Genomic DNA, 22,203 nt, shown 5'->3' on the forward strand with positions numbered 1-22,203 from the left:
CTACTCGCTCGAGCGAATGCCCAAGACATTTTCATAGGCGCTGACGGTCGCAGAACCGCAGCGGACCAGGGTATTTTTTCGAGCGGGCACAGCATGCATAACTTTCCACGGCACACCCAATTGTTGCTTCTGGCTGGCCTCTGCGCCCTGCCCGTCTGCGGCGCTGTTGCGGCTGACGAACAGGAACCCACGCTTCAATCCGTGACAGTCACCGCCACCCGCCGCAAAGAATCGCTGCAAAAAGTCCCGGTGGCCGTCTCGGTGCTCGATGGCGAGCAACTGGAGCGTGACAATCGCAACGGGGTGGCGAGCATCGCGCAGCAGGTGCCATCGCTGAACTTTCGCACCGGCGCTTCGAACAAGGACACCTCATTGTTCGTGCGCGGCGTGGGCACCATTTCAACCTCGCCGGGCGTTGAGCCAACGGTGGCTACGGTGATCGATGGCGTGGTCTATGCACGCCCCGGCCAGGCCACACTCGACCTGTTGGATTTGGAGCGCATCGAAGTGCTGCGTGGCCCGCAAGGCACGCTGTTTGGCAAGAACGCGTCGGCCGGTGTGCTGAATATCACCAGTAAGGCGCCGACCGCCCAGACCCACGGCTTTATCGACCAGTCGTTCTACAGCGGTAATGAAAGCCGCACGCGCTTCGGCATCGGCGGCAGCCTGGTGCCGGAGGTGCTCAAGGGTTCGGTCAGCACCTTGTTCGGCAGCTACGACGGTAACGTCGACAACCGCCACAACGGTCAAGAGGTCAACGGCTACAACCACAAGGGCATTCGCGGCAAGCTGGAATTCACACCCAACGATGACGTGACACTGACCCTGATCGCCGACTACATGCAATCCCACGATGACGCGCCCAATGGCGTGGTCAGCAAATCCCTGAGCCCGGCGTTCAGCAATGCCTTGAGGCCGGTGCGCGCCTCAAGTGACAACCGCGATATCAACACCGATACCCGCAGCCATGTGGAAGATACCAACAAGGGTTTGTCGGCGCAGTTGGACTGGAACCTGGGCGACTATACGTTGACCTCGATCACCGCCTGGCGTGGCTGGGACAACACTCAATATCAGGATGGCGACCGCCTGGGCACGGTCACCGCGGCGTTCCCCGGTACCGCCGACAAAGGCGACCTGGCGTTCGACCAGTACTCCCAGGAGCTGCGCCTGGCATCGCCCAAAGGTGAGTTTCTGGAGTACGTCGGCGGCCTGTTCTACATGCATGGCAAGGATGAAGAAACCTATCAGCGCACCCTCACCACCACGACGCGGGTCGATCGAGGCATTGCCGACTACAGCACCACCAGCGACAGCTACGCGGCGTTCGGCGAGACCACGCTCAACTTCACCTCGCGCTTTCGCGGCATCGCCGGGTTGCGTTACACCCATGACGACTTGAAGTACGACCATCGCCGCGTGTCCAGCTCTGCCACTACCGTCAGCGGCATTCAACCGGCGACGTCGAGTTCTGGTTCGGTAGACGAGGATGGTTGGTCCGGTCGCCTGGGTGTGCAGTACGACATCAGCGACACCGTGACCAGCTACCTCACCTACTCGCGTGGCTACAAAGGCCCGGCCTATAACGTGTTCTTCAACATGCAGCCGCGCGACACCGACGCGCTCAAGCCAGAGACCTCCAATACCTGGGAAGCCGGAATCAAGGCCACGGCCTGGAACAACCGCCTGACCACCAACCTGGCGGTGTTCCACAGTGACTACGACAACTACCAGGCCAACTTTTTCGACACCGTCGCCGGCCAAGTCGTGACGCGCCTGATTAACGCCGGCACCGTCAGCACCGAAGGCGTCGAGCTCGATTACGCCCTGCAAGCCACCCAGCAACTCAAGCTTTCCGGTGCCCTGGCCTACACCCGGGCGCGCATCGATCAGTTCGCGTGCCCGCCGGGCGCGGCGGCGACCTGCAACGTCAATGGCAAGCCACTGCCCTTCAGCCCGGACTGGAAAAGCTACGTGCGCGCCGACTACAGCATCCCCTTGGATAACGGCCTGGATATCGAACTGGGCACTGACTACAGCTGGCAGAGCGAAGTGCAGTACGACATCAGCCAGAACCTGGACACCAAACAAGGCGCCTACGGCATCTGGAACGCCAGCGTGGCCCTGGCTGACTACACCAACGGCTGGCGCGTGGCGCTATTGGCGAAGAACCTCGCCGACAAATCCTACTCCCCCCTGCTGGCCAGCGGCGGCAATTACATCTACCGCGCCGTGCCTCGTGACGATGAGCGTTACTTCGGCGTGCAACTGCGCAAGGATTTCTAGCATGAGCCGTCAACTCAAACTCGGCGCCTTCCTAATGGCTACCGGGCACCACGTGGCCGCCTGGCGCCACCCCGACGTACCGGCGAACGCTGGCCTGGACTTCGCCCACTACAAGCATTTGGCACAGATGGCGGAAGCGGCGAAGTTCGACGCCCTGTTCGTGGCCGACAGCATTGCCGCCGCCACCGGTGAGGTCGCCAGCCACATGGCGCGCTCAGATCATTTCGAGCCGCTCACCCTGCTCTCGGCCCTCAGTGCCGTGACCGAGCATATCGGCCTGATCGCCACCGCCACCACCAGCTATAACGAGCCGTACCACGTGGCGCGCAAATTCGCCTCCCTGGATCACCTCTCCGGCGGCCGCGCAGGCTGGAACCTGGTGACCTCGGACAACGCGGCCGAGGCGCTGAATTTCGGTCGCGACGAACACCTGGGGCATGCCGAACGCTACAGCCGCGCACGGGAATTTCATCAGGTAGTGACGGGGCTGTGGGACAGCTGGGACGACGACGCCTTCGTACGCGACAAGGCCAGCGGGCGCTATTACGAGCCAAGTAAACGCCATGTACTGGACCATGTGGGCGAACACTTCCAGGTCAAAGGCCCCCTGAACGTGGCGCGCTCGCCCCAGGGCCAGCCGGTGATCGTGCAGGCCGGCTCCTCGGAAACCGGCCGTGAACTGGCCGCGCAGACCGCCGAAGTGGTGTTTACCGCGCAGACCTCATTGGCCGACGCGCAGGCCTTCTACAGTGACCTCAAAGCTCGCCTGGGCCAATACGGGCGCGAAGCCGATTCGCTGAAAATCATGCCGGGCGTGTTTGTGGTGGTGGGGCAAACCGAAGCCTTGGCCCAGGCCAAATTCGAAGCGTTCCAGGCGTTGGTCGAACCCGAGGTGGGAGTGGCGTTGCTGGGGCGCATGCTGGGTAATTTCGACCTGTCCGGCTACCCGCTGGACGGGCCGCTGCCCGATCTACCCTTGACCGACAGCGGACAGCGCAGCCGTCAGCAACTGCTGAGCGAACTGGCCCAACGCGAACGACTGACGCTGGCGCAACTGGGCCGACGCATTGCCGGTGGACGCGGTCATTACAGTGTGATCGGCACACCGATGCAGATCGCTGATGAACTGCAGCGATGGTTTGAAGAAGGTGCGGCGGATGGCTTCAATATATTGGTACCGCACTTGCCGGGTGGGCTGGAGGATTTTGCCGGCTTGGTCGTTCCTGAGTTACAGCGGCGTGGCTTGTTTCGTCGCGAATATACCGGCACTACACTGCGTGAAAACCTTGGGTTGGCGCGCCCGGTCAGCCGTTCCAAGAAGACGCGATCATGAAGCCCCAGGTAAGGCGGCAGCCAGAACGGCACTGCCGCAAACACCCCGTACAAGCCAGAATGTGCCGAACTTACAAATCTCCACGATGAACGACATGTACCTTATTGCCATCTGGATCACGCAAGTATGCGCCGTAGTAACCTTCACCATACTGCGGACGTAAGCCGGGCATTCCCTCATCCGATCCGCCCGCATGAAGCCCGGCGGCATAGGCAACGTCTACCGCATCTGGAGAGGGAGCTGAGAAAGCGACCATGCTGCCATTCCCTGCCCTGGCTTCGTTGCGATCATAAGGGCTGTACACATAAAACCGAGGAAGAGCGCTATCTGGCTTGACCCAGCATGCCGACGTCGGTCCACCATCAGGAGTTACGGTACGGCGACACAGCCCCAGGGGGATCAGTACGGCGTCGTAAAAAGCGGCAGCCTGATCAAGATTATTTGTTCCAACAGTGATGTGACTGAACATCCGCGACCCTCCTTTGTTTTTGATGCGGGGGATTCTATCTTGCCTTTCCAAGTGGGCACCGCTCATTGGGTAAGAAGGCGGCGCTCAACCTTGAGAAGAAAATAGAGCTCACGCTTGGCGTGCTGGTCAACCCGAATGGTACGGGCCGGTATTGATCGAGGGTGAGTACACCCATCAGGAAGACTTAAGGAGTCAGACTTGGTGCTGCTTGAGGGCATAGCTGCCCAGCTTGAAAAGGCCAACGCTGAAAAGCCTTGAGCCAGATGCAAAAAGCCCGGCGCATGGCCGGGCTTCAAGGTTTCAGGGACGCGCTGACCACTTAATCAGCAGCGCAGCCTGGGAATTTGGGTTGGACTTCGACTACTACAAGCTCTTCAGCGTACCCCGCGTCATCCTGACCCGCCTGACAAGCACTTTTGCTCATTTCGTACTGACGAAGAGTAATATTTCCCTTGCGGTGCTCGCTCATATCCTCCACACCTTGCACCAGCTCGGCAAACAGGCTGCGTTTCAATTCTCACCTCATTTTTCAACTTTGCGCCAACGGATGCGCAAAACGAAAAAGCTCAGCAGACAAGCCGGGCTTTTACTGGTTACTCAAAACTAGGCGTCAGACGTTTTATTTCTGACAGAGTCACCAGCGGAGAGTGAGCCTTTGATTTTTGCCGCGCGTGCAACCACCTCACGCTGGGAAGCGCTTGCCTTGTGAAGTACCTCCCGGAAAACCTCACGCTTGGTTTCATAGGAGGCGTTACTGAAGAAATCCGCCAATAGGCTGGATTCTTCGGTATTAGTTTTACGCATGATGATCTGCCTCAGTCAGTAGCTCAATGAGCTGCTGGTAATCATAGGTCTCTGGAATTAGGGCGTCAATCTGCTCCACTGTCACCCCTTCCTCATAGAACTCTTCGGAGCAATCTGTGTTTTTTACAAGCAAATCTATGTGCAGATTCTGTCCATAGGATTGTCTTAACTCAACAATATTCCGACGCACTGCCAAGAATTGCTGAGCGAATTTCTCCATAGGTATGTTTCGTCCCTCGGCTATTTCTCGTGCTTTCACGAACTCCCAAGCGAGTTCTGGCCGCTGATAGACGTACATTATCTGCGCAGTCCTACTCCCCTTCAAAACCCTATCAATATTCCGCTTCGCGACACCTAGATTCGACATTGTTCCGTCAAGGATGAACGAAACACGCTTCTCAAAGGCTCGATCCAAGACCTTTTCGAGGATCTTGGTAACAGCTCGCTGGAAAAGGTAAGAGTTCCCACCGGAATAACCTGGGATGAGCTCTCGAAAATCATCCGGATCAATTCGGAGAACTCGACGCCCCTCGCCTTCCGGATGCCCTTTCTCCAAAGCCTCCACCATTGCCATGGAAATCTCTGTTTTTCCAGCACCAGGGGAGCCTGCCATAAAGACAGTAAGCGGAGCGCGCTCTGGAATAAAAACCTCGGTGTCGACAATCTGCTTTGCCAGAGACCGGCGGTGCGCGATGGCAAACTGAAAAGCAGCCTCTTCCAGCTCTATTTCTTCAGGGGTCATTGGTGGCTCGAAATTCGTTTTCCAAAAACTAACACTTTACTCGGCCTTAAACCACGCAACCTTGAGGCGAAACAAATAGCCCGGAGCTGGGCCGTGATGCCGGTCAGTTAAGGCTTTTTGTAGGAGCAAGCTCGCTCCTACAGAGGGCGATACGCTTAACTGAACGGCATTACGGCGCGGGGCCGGGCTACCAGCCAGCAGGGCTCGGAGGTCGAACTCGATAACGAGCAACTTCAGGCTTTGGTACTGGGCTTGCCATGGCAACGGGTCGGTGCTGGCGGCTTGATCACAGTGTTGTAACGCCGGCCATTAGCCCATCGGTTTATCGCTGCTGACTTTCGGCTCTGGCACAATCAGCGGCATGACTTCCTCGCCCAATCTCGATCAAATGACACCGAAACAGCTACGTGCCTTGGCCGAACAGGCCTTGCAGTTGCTGCACCAAGTCGACTCGATGGGCCAGAAAATCCACCGCCTTGAAACGGTCAACGAGCAACTCGCTCATGAGATCGCCATCCTCAAGCGACACAAGTTCGCCAAGCGCAGCGAACAGCTTAGCCCTGACCAAGGAAGCTTGCTCGACGACCTGCTCGACACTGATATCGCGGCCATCGAGGCCGAGTTGAAGGCGGTCAATCCGCCACCTGCACCGGACGAGCTACGTCAGAAACCCAAGCGTGCGTCGCTGCCACCGCAGTTCCCACGTACAGTGATCCGTCACGAGCCAGAAAACACCCAGTGCGTCTGCGGCTGCCAACTTCAGCGCATTGGCGAAGACGTCAGCGAGAAGCTCGATCACACACCCGGCGTGTTCACCGTCGAACAGCATGTGCGTGGAAAATGGGCCTGCCGCCAGTGCGAAGCACTAATCCAGGCGCCTGTACCGGCCCAAGTGATCGACAAGGGCATCCCGACCGCAGGCCTGTTGGCCCATGTGATGGTGGCGAAGTTTGCCGACCATTTACCGCTGTATCGGCAAGAGAAGATTTTTGGTCGGGCCGGGCTGGCGATTGCCCGCTCAACACTGGCGCAATGGATCGGACAGACCGGTGTGCAACTCCAGCCTCTGGTCGATGCGCTGCGTGAACAAGTGTTGGCCCAGGGAGTGATCCACGCCGATGAGACTCCGGTTCAGATGCTTGCGCCAGGCGAGAAGAAAACTCACCGCGCTTACGTCTGGACCTACTGCACCACGCCGTTTTCGGTACTCAAAGCTGTGGTTTATGACTTCAGTCCCAGCCGTGCAGGCGAGCATGCGCGCAACTTCCTTGCGCAGTGGAGCGGCAAGCTAGTCTGCGACGATTTCGCTGGCTACAAAGCCGGTTTCGAGAAAGACATCACCGAAATTGGCTGCATGGCCCACGCCCGCCGCAAGTTCTTCGATCTGCACGTGGCGAACAAAAGCCAACTGGCTGAACAAGCGCTGTAGTCGATTGGCGGCTTGTACGAAGTCGAACGTCAAGCTCGAAACATGAGCGATGAGGATCGCTGGCGAATACGCCAGGACAAGGCAGCTCCAATCATCAAAACGTTGCATGACTGGATGTCGACCCAGCGCGCTCTTGTGCCCAATGGCTCAGCAACGGCCAAAGCCCTCGATTACAGCCTTAAACGCTGGGTAGCGCTGACGCGCTACCTAGAAGACGGGGCCGTGCCCATCGACAACAACCCAGTGGAGAACCAGATCAGACCATGGGCCCTTGCGCGCTCAAACTGGTTGTTTGCCGGGTCGCTTCGCAGTGGCAAACGGGCGGCAGCGACCATGAGTCTGATCCAGTCGGCACGCATGAACGGACATGATCCGTATGTTTATCTGAAAGATGTGCTGACACGGCTGCCGACACAGCGGGCGAGTGAAATCGGTCAACTGCTACCTCATAGGTGGGCGCCGGCCTGACTGACTCAAGAAGAGCTGAATACACACTTAGACTTCAACAAGGGTAGTCCTGAGAAAGCTTAAAGCATCCTTGAAAACCTGATGCCATCTTTCAGAAGGCTCACTCATTAGTGGATGCCAAAAAAATCTGAACTCATGGCCTCCATCATCTTCTGCAAAATGCACCCAAGTATCGGGAAGGTCTTGGGCAACATGACACTCATGAAATACCCACGTGTGACCTGTTTCAATGGCACGCCACTCACCCAAATTTCGCCCTACTGCGGATTGAATCCCTGCCTCTTCTATCAGCTCTCGTACGGCAGCCAAGTCGGTTGACTCATCTGGTTCCACACTGCCCTTGACCAGTTGTAGCCCTGCCAATGGATGCTCAAATGCCAAGATCTCCAGCGTTTCACGGACTCGCAGAACCACAGGACAAGATTTATCTGCTCTCATGCCGTCACACCTTTTCCTGTTTCAACTAATCCTTAGGCAAGTCGGGAAGCATAGAGGAAGCAAGCCATCATCGAAACCGAATGACGCGAAGGCCTCGCCCAGGTGTTTTGCCTAGACGCTTACAGAGGACCTTCACGGCCCCCTTGTTTCTTGCTTACTCCGCCATTTGACGTACGGCCCTCTCAATCCGCTGGCGTCCCGCATGAGCAAGCTTGCTTACACCAGCTTCCTTCGCAACCGCATATATTAGGGCCTCCCCTTCGTGCCCCCGCTGCACCATCTCGTCAACCAAAGCACATAGTTCTGGCAGGCAGATTTCAGATAGCCCTCTCGTGGTGTCTTCATCGCCGGGCTTACGAAAGACTACACTGGCATCCGACTCGATATGAGTCGGCCAGAAAAAGACTCCTGTCTGCTCCTCTTCATGTGAGCGGAATCGCGCCCGGGCAATTTGGTCAACCCGATCACGTATCCGTGAGCCGGTTCGTACCCAGCCATGAGCACGGGCAATGCGCTTTGCAAGCGCCGTGTCCAGAACCGGCCCCTCTTCCGCCACGACATGAGCAATCATCTGCTCCAACGTTTCCGTGTAACTCGCCTCAAAGAACTGATCTGGATCGACCAACCCTACCGCCTGACGAGGGTCGGATTCTTTATAAATCAAATATTCAAGGGGACGAGCAAAAGCCAGGACATCCTCATCTGGCTTTCGCAGGACTCCCCACTCTGAAGAGCGACTCACACTGTCTTGGCTTGGTAGGGTCGGAACATAGCCGAGCCCGGAGCCAGTCCTTGGTCAACTCGGTGAACTTGTCATCCAAAGCCCGGAAATCACGAATGCGCTGTTCATGCTCCACGCTGACGAACGTCCGGATCACCTCTTCGTTGTCGACCGTCGTGTTCAGCCACCAGCGGGCATAATTTACTTCCAATACACGACGGACTTTTCCAGAGCTGATGGCTCCTGTTTCCATAGATTGAACAATCGGAGCCAGGCCGACAGCGTAGGCCTCATCGCGAACCTTCCGCCAAGCGCACCATGCCTTCAGGCGCGATTCAGACGAAACGACAGTTTCGCAGTTTTTCTTGATATCACTTAGTGCCAGGTTGGCAGTTTCGATGACGCCCATTTCGGTGAAATGACCGACGGCAGTCAGGTGCGTTGCTCGCTCCTGGAGCAGCTCGAGCTTTTCACGAAGGGTAGCGCCGGCAATGGCTATAGCAGCCTCCGGCTCAAGTAATGCGTTACCATCACCCAGCAAAGTTTGAAGCGGCGCTTTGTAGGCCGCGACCTGCTCAGGATTGAGTGCTAGCTTCGCTACCGCGGTAGCCATCTCCCCTTGGAAGGCTACCGCCATAAGTGCGACGTCAACCTTCGTTTTTAAGTCATTCCAGACAGGAACGATTTCTCGCAGATCAGCCAGATCCACCAACTCTCGTTCAACTGCTGCTCTTTTCTTGAGCAGCTCAAAATCAGCTTTGAACGACGAGCCACAACGCCCTTCCTCCACATGAGGATGATCGTCGACAAGCCGACCACGTTCTTCAATGTCACGTCGTTCAGCCTGGAAACGTAGCGCTGCAGTCAGCACGTCAATATCAGTGGCCAAACCGCTCCAGAGAGAGCTAGTTGCTAAGCTGAGATCAACCAGCTCATCTAACCCAGCATCGAGACGAGTCAGCGCACGCAGCCGGCGGAGTTCCTCCTTCAGCTCATCACCTAGCTGGCCCTGCTCAACCAACTGCAAGCCGTCATCGATCCAAGCAGAATTACTTTTCTGAAGCCGCATAGCCTCCTGCAGCTTGATCGCTGTCGCGAGATGCATTGCTTCGGATTTGGCACCTTGCCAAACAGCAACACACTCATGACCTGGCTCCAGCTCATCGATTGCTCGACGCACCGACCGAATCTCTTCCCAAGTAGCGAGATCCTTGCCATTGTCGATTTCACCTGTTGATGTCTGCGTCGGCGCCAATAGCCCAGCAATGCGGCGTTTTCCGAACCAGGACTTAGGCCAGAAAGACTCCTCCGCTTCTTTCCATTCGCGCAGTAGGAGTTCGGTATCAAGTACTTCAATCGCATCCCCGTAGGACGCCGTTAGCTGGTGCTTGAGGTCGTCTATCTGACGCAGCAATGTGACAGCTTGCCCGAGAACGTCAGTGACATTTACTGGCCAGGCCGAGCCTAGATCAACGAATGTAGCGCGGCGTTGCTGCAGCAGATCAATGCCTTGTTTAGCTTCAGCAGTAATACGAGAGGACCAGAAGGATGAGAGTCTGGAGTTAATGTTCCGGTGTTCGTCTACCCAAGTGCAGCCGTCACTCAGGCGTTTAGAAATCGAGCGAGCATCGGGGCGCAGTGCGAACCGCCAATCATGCCCAGCGGCAGCGGGAAGTACTCGAGAAAGAATCGACAACCCCTCAAGCGCTGTTGGGGTGTACTCCGTAACAGGAAGCCCTGACAGCTCAACGAAGCGATCGGCAGCTCGATGGACTTCAAGCACAGCAGGAAGCACGTCACGAGCCGCCTGCACGAATTGTTGCTGCCAATGAGGCGACCACTCTGCTTGGCCGACCCCGGACAAAGCGTTGCCTGCCAGCTGACTGTAACCCACAGCCTGAGCGTTCACTTCAAGGCGGTCGCCCAGCTCTCGAAGCGCAAGCATGGCCTTCTGATCATGAGTGTCCGGGGATGACCAAGAAAGCGCAGCAACTGCCTCATCAACACCCGATGTCACAGCCCCGATAGCATCGTAAATCGTATAGCCATTGCGGTGCCGACGATGCAGACGCTCGACATAAATATTAAGGCTGTCACGCAGGGAAGCCAGCCGCTGCGCTTCCACCTCCCAAGCGGAAGCATCTACCTCCCCTTTCGCTTCCCAAGCCGACTGCAACTGAGCAAGGACATCCGTTTTTCGAGCCTTACTGGAGTGAAGTTCAAGGCAAAACTCACCCAGACCGATTTCACGCAAGCGGCGGTACACGACATCCAGGGCAGCAATTTTCTCAGATACGAACAGTACCCGGCGCCCTTGAGCGATGGACTGGGCGATCATGTTGGAAATCGTTTGGCTTTTACCCGTACCCGGTGGACCTATGAGAACGAAATCTTTTCCCTTTGCTGCTGCCATCACAGCAGCAAGCTGAGATGAATCAGATGGCAATGGGCAGAACACATCAGTCGGACCATAATCACGGTCCAGTGACTCCGCCTCCGGAAACGGGGTATCGGAGATGAACGAATCACGTGGCGTATCCAGAAGGTGCTGGACTACAGGGCTCTGTCTAAGGTGCTCTGCATTCTCGGCAAGATCCTTCCACATAAGATACTTGGCAAACGAGAACATCGAGAGCACAACGTCCTCGTTCAGCTCCCAGCCAGGGATATCCTTGATAGCATGGCCAACTTTGTTCCAAATGGCCGCGATATCCAGACCGGAGTCGTCCCGAGGCAGCTCCTGCTCCAGTGAACCCAAGCCCAGTTCAAAGTCTTGACGCAGCATCTCGATCAGAGTCGGGTTAAAACGAGGCTCATCATCGTGCAGCACCATGGTGAATCCAGAACGCGCACTCTTACGCTCCAAAGTGACAGGAACCAAGACCAGTGGCGCTTTGTACTTCTGCCCGGCCCTATCCTCACGCGTCCAGCTTAGAAAACCGATGGCCAGGAAAAGCGTGTTGGAGCCACCTTCCTGCAAAGCAGTACGAGCGCTTCGATATAACTCGGTTAACCGGACATCCATTTCGGCGGACGTCAGCGCAACGAATACGTCCCTACGTTTGAGAGCATCTTCAGCATGACGGCGGCGAACATCTTCTCGCTCACGCTGCTCATAGAGTGCGCGCTCACGCGGATCTGCGCCATCCATTAGGTCAGGCCTGGTAAGCAGCTTTAGAGACTGTCCACTTGCAAGTATGTCCTCGAGAGCACCAGGATCAGGAGATTCAAGCTTCAGCGCTCGCTTACCCATTTTGAAATTGAGCAAGTTATTTCGAAGCGACAGATCCAGAAGCTTTCGCTGCCATCGGCCGAGGCGATCTGCTGGGTCGAGCTTAGACAGATCCTCAACCTGTGCCTTAATATTGTCATCGGAGATGCCGATCCCGTCCTCCACAAGAATCGATGGGGCTTCATCAGACTCAGCAACGGCGACGCGTGTAATCTGAGCCTCTGAGCTGGCGAGCGGTTTTATACGTTGCAAACGGGCGCGACGGATATCTAGCAGCATCTCGAAAACACTTTCGGCGTCTTCGGCTACCTGTTTCGTGCCCATCTCTACCGCATAAGAGAATGACGGTATCGAGGCGTGGGTAATGAGAGTGGCCTCAAACAGCACGAGCTCCTGAAGCTTCACCCGCTTACGTACTGCAGTGACATCATCCACCACGGCAGTCGTAAACTCTTCTGGCTTAAGCCACAAACCAGCAAAGGCATGACCATGGGTGAATACGATCACAGGGTTAAGACCGATCTGCTCCAATGCTGCGCAGAAAAGCAGAGTCAGATCGAGACAAGTAGCCAACCCGGAGTCAGCAATCTGACTGGGGCTACGAATCTTCTGTCCTGATTGTTCAAAGCTAGCCGGCGGCAACGCATAGTCGAGCTTCATGCGCGCCACCGCGCCCCACACTGCCGACGCCAACTGCCAAGCTCTTTTGGGGCCACCCTCATATCCATCAAGTGCCGACGGCTTATCGCTAAGACGAAGCAACTCGGCCGCCTGTTTGAGCAACCGCTCAACTGCTGCATCATTCGGCTGAACAAAAGCCGCAGTCATATCTGGTATATGCCGCAATCCGCCCCACTGGTTTCTGGGCAAAAGGTCTACGACCTGTTCAAGCCGAGCAACTTCCTTGCGACCGCTCTCCGCCTCCTTGTCATCGGCTTCGAGGACAAACGTAAAGGTCGACATTTCTGACTCTGTCAGGCGACTCAACAACGGGCCGTCCAAGACAAGATCAAGCCCAGGTATGACCCGGAAGCTATCCGCAGCGATCTCGTCGATCCGCCAGATCTTGGACTTAAATACCTCGGGGGCCGAGCTAAGCGTAAGAGTGGCATTGACGAAACGATTATTCGTTTCGTTCGAGATACGAAGCTCGCGAATCACAGGGATAGCGTTCTGGAAATCTGCAAGATTTAGCTTTGCTACCAAGGTGGCAAGGACCTTTACTTCCTTAGGCGGGGCTTCTTCTTGGGGTGTGAGGGGCTGAACGATATCGTCCATGCGCAACAATCCTTGTCGTTATGCTCAAGGGAGTGCAGAAACTGAGCGGCCAGGGAGCCCCTCTTGAGCTGATGGCGGGATGATATCTCTTATAGCGACAAACGTAATGTGCCTTTGGTCGTCACTGATTTCTCAGCCCATCATCGAACGTCACATACTACGACCGACACAGCTCAATATCGAAAAAGGATCGAAGTCCACTGGGCAAACTCCGATAGTGGTATCACATCGAAATGTCCATCAAGAGCCGGGCGTTTTGTGGGGGTAAAAACACCTGAAAACAAAAAAGGGTCGCGAGATAAAATCTCGCAACCCCTTGAATTATATGGTCGGGACGGAGTGATTCGAACACTCGACCCCTAGCACCCCATGCACTTTTTCAATGGATCTTCATGGAGGATCATAAACTTCAAAAGACTCCTAAACCCTACAAAAACCGTGACCTTTAGGCTACTTTAGTATCCACAGCCGTCCACCAGCGCTCACCAATAGCCAGGCAATTCGGTGGGGCAAAAGTGGGGGCAAAATTCTGAAAGCCTAAGGGATACAAGGAGTCGGAAGTGGCAAAGCTTACTATCAAGCAGCTGGAATCACTGTCCGCTGCGGATGACGGCAAGAAAATGCGTGAGGATGGTGGAATCGTGGCCAAAGTTCGAGCAGGTGTACGCGGGGTGACGGTGCAATTCCGCTACGAGTTCAAGCTGGGCGGAATCAAGCGTGACTACCGCCTTGGCACATGGCCCAAGAAATCACTAGCTTTGATACGGGCCGAACGCGAAGAAATACGTTCAACTGCATCGAAGGGTATCGACCCCAGCGAAGCGCGGAAAGCGTCCAAAATAGAAGCTCAAGCTGCTATCGCAGCCACCATTGCGGAAGCCGAACGCCAGGCTGCCGAAAACAAAACTGTAGCTGACCTTTTCGAGGAGTGGCTACGTGACGGCGTATCGCGTCTGGATGGCAATGCCGAACTGCGCCGCAGCTTTGCCAAAGACGTTCTGCCTATCATCGGCACCACGCATTTGCGGAATCTAACCGAAAAAAACCTGTTGGTTGTTCTACGATCGATCAAATCCCGCGGACTTAACCGTGCTGTGGTGATCCGAAGTAAAGACATCGGGCAAATGTTGCGCTGGGCTGAAAAGCGCAAACCATGGCGCACCCTGATGGCCGACGGCAATCCGGCCGACTTGGTAGATGTGACACAACTGCTAGACCACGACTACCAAGAACAGCGAGATCGCTTACTTTCCCCTGACGAGATCCTCGAACTGCGCGATATCTTTGCTCGCCTAGAGCGTGATTACCTCGCGCTACCGCCTGGACATAAATACTTCGGGACCCGACCGGTCAATCAGCGCGTGCAATGTGCCGTGTGGATCTGCCTTAGCACCCTGTGCCGCATCGGCGAACTACTCAAAGCCGAATGGCGTCATGTCGATTTGGACAACGCGACCTGGTTCATCCCCGCTGAAGCTACCAAGGGGCACAAAGGTAAACGCCAGGATCACCACGTGTTTCTGTCTGTCTTTGCCCTGGGAGAGTTCAAGCGCCTCAAAGAAGAAACTGGGCAAACCCCTTTCTGCTTTCCCGGCAAGGACGAGAAAAACCATGTCGACACTAAGACAATCAGCAAACTGATCGGTGACCGCCAGTGCCGCTTCAAGAACCGCAGCAAGCCCCCGGCAGGACGTCACCATAACGACTCGCTGGTCCTGAGCAAAGGAACAAAGGGTGAGTGGACCCCTCATGACTTGCGACGTACCGGCGCGACGATGATGCAGATGCTCGGCGTTACTCTAGAAATTATCGACCGCTGTCAGAATCACCTCCTGGGCGGATCCAAGGTTCGCCGGCACTATCTTCACCACGACTACGCGAAAGAAAAGACTGAAGCATGGCGACTCCTTGGGGAACGCATCGAGGCCATTCTAACTACTGGCCAACACTCCGAGAGTGTGTAGTGAAGTAGCCTTGATTTGGCAGCCCCTGTCACGGGTTTAAGCTGACCGTAAATATATGCGCCGAGCCAAGGGCACGAAGTTCTCACCGATTGGTTTAATCGGACCGCCACGGCGAGCAATAAATAGTCCTGATCAGAGCGCATCGCGCCAAGCAGGTGACGCACGATCTCGGGCCTGGACCAAGGCTGGCCCAGTGTAAGGAGGAACGTCTTGCGGCCGCTTATCTTGCTTACGCATCATCAGCTGTAACTATTTCAAAACCTCGGACGAAATAATCCAGGGCCCTCGCGCCAGTTCAAACTGACTTGGTGTGCAAAGCGAAGCTGACCAATACGCCCGCCTGAGCCGGTCGAACCGGCGTCGGCAAAACCCTCAAGTGTCCAGGTGCGTAAAGCACGTAGAAGCGATTGGGAGCCGACGCGCGAATAGCCCATCATGGCCCTGCATCGAATCGATGCCGAAGTCAGAGGCCGAATATACGTGCGCAGTCGGCATCCACGGCTATCGCCTGTCCAGTGACATGCGGTGCACAGGCCAGGTAAACCGCCAGTTGGCCCATGTCTTCGACGGTTTGCGCTTCCCCTTGGGGCAAGAGGCTTGACTGCTGCCGTTCCCAGGATTGCTCTTCCGTTTCTCCTGGCTGGCGCCACCGTCCGCAAAGCCCCTCTTCGCGTTGGAGAAACCGATCACGGCAAATTTGGATGTGCTGTAATGTGCCAGGTCCGGAAATCCGACTTTGCCGGCGATCGAGGCCAGGTTGATGATTCGGCCGAATTGATGCTCACGCATCAGCTTGAGTTCGGCCTGGCAGCACAGGAATACACCGCGAGCGTTGATGTTCATGATTCGGTCCCATTCGCTGACCGGCAGTTCGTCGACCTTGCCGAGGCTGACGACGCCCGCGTTGTTGACCGCCACATCGAGGCGACCGAACTCATGTCTCACCTGTTCGATCATGGTTGCAACGCTGTCGGCCTGGCTCACATCAACTTGCAGGGCGATTGCGCGCCAACCCACCGCGCGAATTTTCGCGGCGGCCTCTTCTGCGATACTCAAGTCATAATCGGCGAGTACCAGGTCAGCGCCAGCCCGAGCCAGACTCAGCGCGATGCCCTGCCCGATACCTCGTCCGGCCCCCGTGACCAGGGCAACCTTGCCTTTAAGGGAGAAATCGACAGCGGTAGATTCGCTCATGTGATGCCTCTAATCATTATTGTTGTTGGAATGCGGCCGTCTGACGCGGCCCACTGAGACAGTCAGAGCAAGTCGAATGCCAAGATCCGAAAAATGACCTGAAAGCATTGAAATAGGGCGGTTTAACGTTAAAGGCACGTATCGAGTCAAGGCGTTGTGCTAAGACATAATGGCTCTCGTCCCTCACGCCAGGCTGCGAATGCTGAGATGTAATGTCTCACCCCCGGACTGCTGATCGATTCGGCTTGTGGGGGCTGCCCAACACGCATTTAATGGGACCTACAAAAATTAGATCCAACCCTCGGAGGTACCATGTCCTCTGGCTACTCAAAGACTCACGTCGAACATGTGAGTCGAGTATTACGCACTGCCGAAAGTGCTCCGACCCTGCCGGTGCCCAACGTCATCCTCGACTCCTGGCGTCGCTCGGTACAGCATCACAAACTCGACCCTGGTTCATTGCAGGGACCAAGGATTCTTGAGGCTCACCAGCTCCATGAGCACCGTGAGCGCGTCGACGACTTCCTGCATCTTGCGGGTGATGAGATGTCGCGCCTGCACAATCGAGTACGTGACGCCGACTACTGCGTGATGCTCACCGATACGTTGGGCTGCACAGTCGACTACCGCATCGAGTCGACGATACGCGGGGAATACCGCCGCTCCGGCATGGACGTGGGGACCTGTTGGTCCGAAAGCGAAGAAGGGACGACGGGCGTCTGCGCGGTCCTGATCAACAAACACCCGGTCACGGTGCACAAGCACGATCATTTCCGCGCGGCTTTTATCGGCATCACCTGCTCCGCTGCTCCAGTGTTTTCGCCGAACGGCGAGATCCTGGCTGTTCTGGATGCCTCTTCGATCCGCTCTCCCGATGATCGGCGCAGCCAGCACTTGATTCGTCAGATGGTCATCCAGAGTGCCACTGAAATCGAGAATGCCTACTTCATGTACAGCACCCAGGATCTGTGGGTGTTGCGCGCGCACCCCCTACCCGGCTACATCGACAGCCAGCCACAATGCCTGTTTGCCTAGGACCGCGATGGCGTGATTCAGGCGCTCAACCCCGCCGCACGACGGCTCCTGTTGCAGCGTTGCAGCGGGATTCCCACTAGTATTCATGAAGCCTTCGCCTCGGCACGACTTCCAGCCTCCGGCGATGACAGCATCCACTACCTGCCTTCGATGGGCCTGCATGTTCGCCTCAAGGCTCCACGCAGACCAACCGGGGTGCCCGCGGCAAGCAGTGTCGTTTCGGCACTTGATCCGAAGGTAGCTCAAGCGCTGGACCTGGCCGTGCGCGTCAAGGACCGCGGGCTGCCTGTTCTGATTCATGGCGAGACCGGAGCGGGCAAAGAACACTTCGCCTTGCAACTGCATGCCGCGAGCAAGCGACGTGACAAGCCCTTCGTCGCGGTTAACTGCGCGGCGATACCCGAGAATCTCATTGAGAGTGAATTGTTCGGCTATGCCGCCGGCGCGTTCACCGGCGCATCCAGCAAAGGCATGCGCGGCCTGCTGCAGCAAGCCGACGGTGGCACGCTGTTCCTTGATGAAATCGGGGATATGCCGCTGACCTTGCAAACACGCCTGCTCACGGTCCTGAGTGAGGGTGAGGTGGCGCCGCTGGGAGGTGCCCGGCCGCAGTCCATCGATATCCAGGTCATTTGCGCCAGCCACCGTGATATTTCTACGCTGATAAAAACCGGCGGCTTTCGTGAAGACCTGTATTTTCGTTTGAGTGGGGCGCGCTTCGACATACCGCCGCTACGTGAGCGCAAAGACAAGCTCGCGCTGATCAACAAGCTGCTGGACGAAGAGTGTCAGCGTTCGGGCGAGCGGCTCGATCTGAGCGAAGCGGCGCTGGAAATGCTCTTGAACTACAGCTGGCCAGGCAACATGCGCCAGTTGCACCACGTACTGCGCTACGCGTGCGCAGTCTGTACAAGCCACGTAATTGGTGTGGAGGACCTGCCTGCCACCCTCGGCATCAGTGCCCCGGCAAAGGGTCAGGAAACGGTACCTGGAAGCCCGGAACGTCAGGCCTTGATCGACACATTGGTGCGCAATCGGTGGAAACCCGTACTGGCAGCACAGGAGCTGGGTATTTCACGTGCCACCCTCTATCGCAAAGTGAACCTGCATGGCATCAAAATGCCGGGCAAAGGTTCCTACAACTGAGCGTTGGGCTTGGGGAATGGCTCCGCTACGCTCTGATAATTCTGAGTGACCTTGCAAAGCCGGGCCATCGGTCTACACAAGCAATGGCAGACCGATGCGGGGGTCGATTCTATACCTACACAACGACTGGATGTTCCGCCCCATCCATAGTGACGGTTGTGCCGGTGATATAGCTCGCCTTTTTGGAGGCAAGGAACAGTACCAGGTCGGCAATCTCCTCCGGCTTCGCCATTCGCCCCATTGGAATCTTTTGAACGCTACGCTGGATCGCCGCATCCAACGTGATGCCTGAGTGACGAGCATCTGCCGCCATTCCTTCCGCGACGCGGCCTGTTTCCGTCAATCCCGGGTTTACACCCACCACCCTCACACCGGACGAAGCGTAGGCATTTCCAAGACCAGCTGTGGCGAGCATCAGAGCGGCATTGGCTGATCCGCCAGCGAGATGGATTGGCTTCGCAACCTTGCCACCGGCACCGATAATATTGACGATCACCCCTTTGCCGCGCGCAGCCATTAGCTTTACCACAGGATCAAGGACATTAATCGTAGAGAAGAATTTGGCATCCATCGCCGCGCGCCAGAACGCTGGTGTGAGGTCTTCAGGTGGCAATCGCTTCGCCGCCCCCGCTGAGTTGACCAACACGTCAATAGGGCCGACCTCCTGCTCAACGCGCTGGACCAGTGCAGAAGCCGAGGCATCGTCAGTAAGATCCGAGGCAAAACCAATCGCGCCTGGCAATGAGGCAAGTGCGTTGTCAATGTTTGTCTGCAAGCGCGAGCTGATCACAACGCGGGCCCCTTCTGCCACGAATTGTTGAGCACATGCCAAGCCGATGCCTTTGGATCCGCCCGTAACGAGAACAACCTTCGCGTCAAAGCTTTTCATTACGTTGTTTCCTTGGTTTGAGAATTTTGGCCACCGTAAGTCGAGATCACATTACGACAGATCGCGCGTCTGACCGCTGAGGCTTACCAGATCGGCAGGCTGTAGCTCAGGATCAGGCGGTTCTCGTCCGTGCTGTTGGCAAAGTTGGAACGGGTCGCCGCGTTGCGCCAGCGCAGACTGACGTTCTTCAGCGGGCCATCCTGCACAAAGTAGGCGATGTCGATGTCGCGCTCCCACTCGCGGCCTTCGGAACGGCTGGCGCCCAGGTCGACGTTGTCACCCGACAGGTAGCGGGTCATGAAGGTCAGACCCGGCAGGCCGATCCCGGTGAAGTTGTAGTCGTAACGGACCTGCCAGCTTTTTTCGTCCTTGTTGGCAAAGTCGTTGACCTGCACAAAGTTCAGAAGGAACGGGTCGGTGCCACCCAGGTAGGCGAAGCCGGTTTCACCGGTCATGGCCTGATAGCCCAGACCCACAGCGTGGAAGCCTATCTTGTAGGTCGACATGATCCCGAAGGCGTTATTGTCGACGTTACTGTTGCCATCGTCGGTGGAGCGCGCATAACGGATATCCGTCACCAGGCTGCGCTTATCGCCCAGCGGCAAGGTGTGTAAGGCATTGAGCATGGTCTGGCGATACAGGCCTTGCAATTCGCCAAGGGCCAGGGTGGTGCTCAGTTGATCGTTCCAGCGGTAAGCGCTCTGGGCGATGTTGAATTCGGTGGACTCATTACCGTCCGACACTTTGATGTTACGGCGGTTGCCGCTGGTGACGCTGAGCGCTTCGTAATCCTGGGAGTCACGGGCGTTGACCCGGCTGATGCGCCCGGCGTCCAGATCCAGGCCTGCAATTTCCTGGGAATGGACCATGGTGCCCTGGAAGACTGTGGGCAGCAGGCGCGAGTCATTGCCTTGCAGCATCGGCAGGCGCTTGTCGTAGCTGCCCAGGCGCAGGGTGGTTTTCGAGTAGCGGATTTTCGCGGCGGCGTGCAGATCGCCGTAGGAGTCCTGGGCGCGCTTGGTCTCGGCGTCACGCAGCAGAAGGCCGGTGCCGCTCGAGCCACGACCGGAGTCCAGTTTGATGCCCAGGGTGCCAATGGCATCGACCCCGAAGCCGACCGGCCCCTCGGTGAAGCCCGACTCGTAACGCAGGATGAAGCCCTGTGCCCACTCGCTCATGCGGCCACTGCCGGGGACGGCTGGCTGGCGGCCGCTGTCATCCTGACGATAGTCACGGCCCATGTAGAAGTTACGCATTTGCAACGAAGCTTTGCTGTCCTCGAAGAATTCCGCCCGGGTAGCAGTTGATGTCACCAGACCAGCGCTCAGAGTGCTGAGGCCGACGGCATATGCCAGTGCTGTTTTTTTCATTGTGATTTACCTAAGTGACATATTGCGAAAGCACACGTCCATGCGCAGCCACGCCCAGGAAACGGGGCGTGGCTGGTGTAACAGACGCGGGAGCGCCGAGGGATTTATTGCTTCTGTGGATCGAACTGCTTGTCCTTGATCAACAGCGCCGGAATCACCCCGCAGATGAAGTAGGCAGCGCCCATCACCAGGAAGCCCACACCGATGGAGTACTGGGTAGCCAGGAAGCCAATGGCAATCGGGGCGATGGCCGCACCGATGCGGCCAATGTTGTATGCGCCACCCACGGCGGTGCCGCGGTACTTGGCCTGGAAGCTCTCGGTCATGTAGGTCGCGTTGACGCCGTACGGAATGCCATACAGGAAGCCGAACACCACCAGCATCCAGAGGATGGACTCAGGGCTGTGGAACAGCACGATGACCGGCAGGAACATCGCGGTGCCGATGGCGCCGAAGGAGTACACCACGCGGCGGCCGAACTTGTCGGCGGCCACACCGGCCAGCACCTTGCCCAGAATCATCGCGGTATAGGTACCCACCAGGTACGCGGTCATGGACTTGAAGTCCATGCCCATTTCGGTCTGCAGGTAAGCCGGCATCCAGTTGTTCACGCCGTAGTAGCCGAACTGCAGGAAGCCTGCGGTCAGACACCAGAAGATGAACATGCTGCGCGCACGCGGGTCGCCAAAGATCATCTTGTAGGCGCCTTCGCGTTTGACCGGCGTGGCGCTGGGGTTCTTCAGGCCTTCAGCCAGTTCCTTGGCCTGTTCAGCCTTGGCCTTGACCCAGGCTGCCGGCTCGGGCACCAGGCGCTGCATCAGGATCGCCAGTACCACCGGAACAATCGCCACGTAGAACAGCACTCGCCAGCCGTAGATCGGCAGCAACCAGCCCGCCAACAAGGTGGCGACGATATAGCCCACCGACCAGCCAGCCTGTAACGTGCCCAGCACCGTGGTACGGTACTTGGTCGGCACGTATTCCGCCATCAGGGTGTTACAGGCCACATAGAGCGCGCCCAGACCCAGCGAGGAGATAAAGCGGAACAGCGCGAACTGCCAGTAGTTCTGGGTCATGCCCAGCACGGCGGTGCCGAACGAGAACAGGACGATGGTCCAGACCACGGTCTTGACCCGGCCGAAACGGTCACAGGCCCAACCGCCGTAGATGCCGCCCAAGGCCATACCGGCCAGGGTGAAACTGCCCAGACTCCCGGCCTGGACGTTAGTCAGACCGAACTCTGCTTTCAAGCTGGTCAGGCTGTAGGACAGCAACATCAGGTCGGCACCGTCGATCAGCAACCCGAGGAAGCAGAAAGCGAAGACCAGAATCCAAACATTGTTTTTCACTGACGCGTCAGCAGCAGCCGAAACATTAACACTCATGAGTCATACCTTGTTGTATT

The 22,203-nt window shown here is 57.0% G+C and carries 13 protein-coding genes and 3 pseudogenes; 5 read left to right on the top strand and 11 right to left on the bottom strand.

The features are described from left to right. Positions 1–93 precede the first annotated feature (93 nt). The gene (locus ACWHXD_RS19165; RefSeq protein WP_138763330.1) at positions 94–2,286 is read left to right on the top strand and encodes a TonB-dependent receptor; all 2,193 of its coding nucleotides are present in this window, start codon (positions 94–96) and stop codon (positions 2,284–2,286) included. 1 nt (position 2,287) lies between these two features. Next, complete coding sequence (locus tag ACWHXD_RS19170; protein ID WP_138763331.1) at positions 2,288–3,619, top strand: LLM class flavin-dependent oxidoreductase; 1,332 nt, start codon at positions 2,288–2,290, stop codon at positions 3,617–3,619. A gap of 70 nt (positions 3,620–3,689) precedes the next feature. On the opposite strand, the gene ACWHXD_RS19175 is transcribed toward ACWHXD_RS19170, so the two are convergent. From ACWHXD_RS19175 to ACWHXD_RS19190, 4 genes are all read right to left on the bottom strand, one after another. Beyond that, positions 3,690–4,088 (bottom strand): VOC family protein, encoded by a 399-nt coding sequence (locus ACWHXD_RS19175; protein WP_138763332.1) that lies wholly within the window; start codon positions 4,086–4,088, stop codon positions 3,690–3,692. 319 nt (positions 4,089–4,407) lie between these two features. Then, a complete protein-coding gene (locus tag ACWHXD_RS19180; RefSeq protein WP_138763333.1) occupies positions 4,408–4,602 on the bottom strand; it encodes a hypothetical protein in 195 nt (64 codons plus the stop codon). 89 nt (positions 4,603–4,691) lie between these two features. Then, positions 4,692–4,892, bottom strand: coding sequence for a hypothetical protein (locus ACWHXD_RS19185; protein WP_138763334.1), 201 nt, complete (start codon positions 4,890–4,892; stop codon positions 4,692–4,694). Continuing rightward, a complete protein-coding gene (locus ACWHXD_RS19190; RefSeq protein WP_138763335.1) occupies positions 4,885–5,634 on the bottom strand; it encodes a zeta toxin family protein in 750 nt (249 codons plus the stop codon). Before ACWHXD_RS19190 ends, ACWHXD_RS19185 begins: the two co-directional genes overlap by 8 nt. 361 nt (positions 5,635–5,995) lie before the next feature. On the opposite strand from ACWHXD_RS19190, the pseudogene tnpC reads away from it, so the two are divergent. Next, positions 5,996–7,531: pseudogene (gene tnpC / locus ACWHXD_RS19195) on the top strand (IS66 family transposase). A gap of 27 nt (positions 7,532–7,558) precedes the next feature. Here tnpC and ACWHXD_RS19200 read toward each other — a convergent pair. From ACWHXD_RS19200 to ACWHXD_RS19210, 3 genes are all read right to left on the bottom strand, one after another. Next, entirely contained in the window at positions 7,559–7,969 is a 411-nt protein-coding gene (locus ACWHXD_RS19200; protein ID WP_138763336.1) for an NUDIX hydrolase, read from the bottom strand. Between the two features lie 154 nt (positions 7,970–8,123). Then, positions 8,124–8,594, bottom strand: coding sequence for a DUF3320 domain-containing protein (locus tag ACWHXD_RS19205; RefSeq protein ID WP_499084444.1), 471 nt, complete (start codon positions 8,592–8,594; stop codon positions 8,124–8,126). Positions 8,595–8,667: 73 nt separating this feature from the next. Continuing rightward, the gene (locus ACWHXD_RS19210; RefSeq protein ID WP_499084447.1) at positions 8,668–13,200 is read right to left on the bottom strand and encodes a DUF4011 domain-containing protein; all 4,533 of its coding nucleotides are present in this window, start codon (positions 13,198–13,200) and stop codon (positions 8,668–8,670) included. A gap of 560 nt (positions 13,201–13,760) precedes the next feature. Between ACWHXD_RS19210 and ACWHXD_RS19215 the strand changes: the two genes are divergently transcribed. After that, positions 13,761–15,164 (top strand): tyrosine-type recombinase/integrase, encoded by a 1,404-nt coding sequence (locus ACWHXD_RS19215; protein ID WP_019821117.1) that lies wholly within the window; start codon positions 13,761–13,763, stop codon positions 15,162–15,164. A 463-nt stretch (positions 15,165–15,627) separates the two neighbouring features. Here the strand turns inward: ACWHXD_RS19215 and ACWHXD_RS19220 are convergent. Beyond that, positions 15,628–16,358, bottom strand: a pseudogene (locus tag ACWHXD_RS19220) (SDR family NAD(P)-dependent oxidoreductase). 312 nt (positions 16,359–16,670) lie between these two features. Between ACWHXD_RS19220 and ACWHXD_RS19225 the strand changes: the two are divergent. Further along, positions 16,671–18,539 (top strand): annotated as a pseudogene (locus ACWHXD_RS19225) (sigma-54-dependent Fis family transcriptional regulator). A gap of 115 nt (positions 18,540–18,654) precedes the next feature. Here the strand turns inward: ACWHXD_RS19225 and ACWHXD_RS19230 are convergent. The 3 genes from ACWHXD_RS19230 to ACWHXD_RS19240 all read right to left on the bottom strand — a co-directional run bounded on the left by ACWHXD_RS19230 (position 18,655) and on the right by ACWHXD_RS19240 (position 22,183). Then, positions 18,655–19,428 (bottom strand): SDR family oxidoreductase, encoded by a 774-nt coding sequence (locus tag ACWHXD_RS19230; RefSeq protein WP_019821106.1) that lies wholly within the window; start codon positions 19,426–19,428, stop codon positions 18,655–18,657. 83 nt (positions 19,429–19,511) lie between these two features. After that, complete coding sequence (locus ACWHXD_RS19235; protein WP_019821105.1) at positions 19,512–20,798, bottom strand: OprD family porin; 1,287 nt, start codon at positions 20,796–20,798, stop codon at positions 19,512–19,514. 104 nt (positions 20,799–20,902) lie between these two features. After that, positions 20,903–22,183, bottom strand: coding sequence for an MFS transporter (locus ACWHXD_RS19240; RefSeq protein WP_019821104.1), 1,281 nt, complete (start codon positions 22,181–22,183; stop codon positions 20,903–20,905). Positions 22,184–22,203 lie beyond the last annotated feature (20 nt).

This window comes from Pseudomonas fjordensis (genome assembly GCF_976987115.1).

What these genes read in the sequence shown, in the direction of transcription:
- ACWHXD_RS19240 (WP_019821104.1), bottom strand. Translation starts at nt 22,183, where the DNA reads ATGAGTGTTAATGTTTCGGCTGCTGCTGACGCGTCAGTGAAAAACAAT.
- ACWHXD_RS19210 (WP_499084447.1), bottom strand. Translation starts at nt 13,200, where the DNA reads ATGGACGATATCGTTCAGCCCCTCACACCCCAAGAAGAAGCCCCGCCT.
- ACWHXD_RS19235 (WP_019821105.1), bottom strand. Translation starts at nt 20,798, where the DNA reads ATGAAAAAAACAGCACTGGCATATGCCGTCGGCCTCAGCACTCTGAGC.
- ACWHXD_RS19200 (WP_138763336.1), bottom strand. Translation starts at nt 7,969, where the DNA reads ATGAGAGCAGATAAATCTTGTCCTGTGGTTCTGCGAGTCCGTGAAACG.
- ACWHXD_RS19230 (WP_019821106.1), bottom strand. Translation starts at nt 19,428, where the DNA reads ATGAAAAGCTTTGACGCGAAGGTTGTTCTCGTTACGGGCGGATCCAAA.
- ACWHXD_RS19175 (WP_138763332.1), bottom strand. Translation starts at nt 4,088, where the DNA reads ATGTTCAGTCACATCACTGTTGGAACAAATAATCTTGATCAGGCTGCC.
- ACWHXD_RS19170 (WP_138763331.1), top strand. Translation starts at nt 2,288, where the DNA reads ATGAGCCGTCAACTCAAACTCGGCGCCTTCCTAATGGCTACCGGGCAC.
- ACWHXD_RS19185 (WP_138763334.1), bottom strand. Translation starts at nt 4,892, where the DNA reads ATGCGTAAAACTAATACCGAAGAATCCAGCCTATTGGCGGATTTCTTC.
- ACWHXD_RS19190 (WP_138763335.1), bottom strand. Translation starts at nt 5,634, where the DNA reads ATGACCCCTGAAGAAATAGAGCTGGAAGAGGCTGCTTTTCAGTTTGCC.
- ACWHXD_RS19165 (WP_138763330.1), top strand. Translation starts at nt 94, where the DNA reads ATGCATAACTTTCCACGGCACACCCAATTGTTGCTTCTGGCTGGCCTC.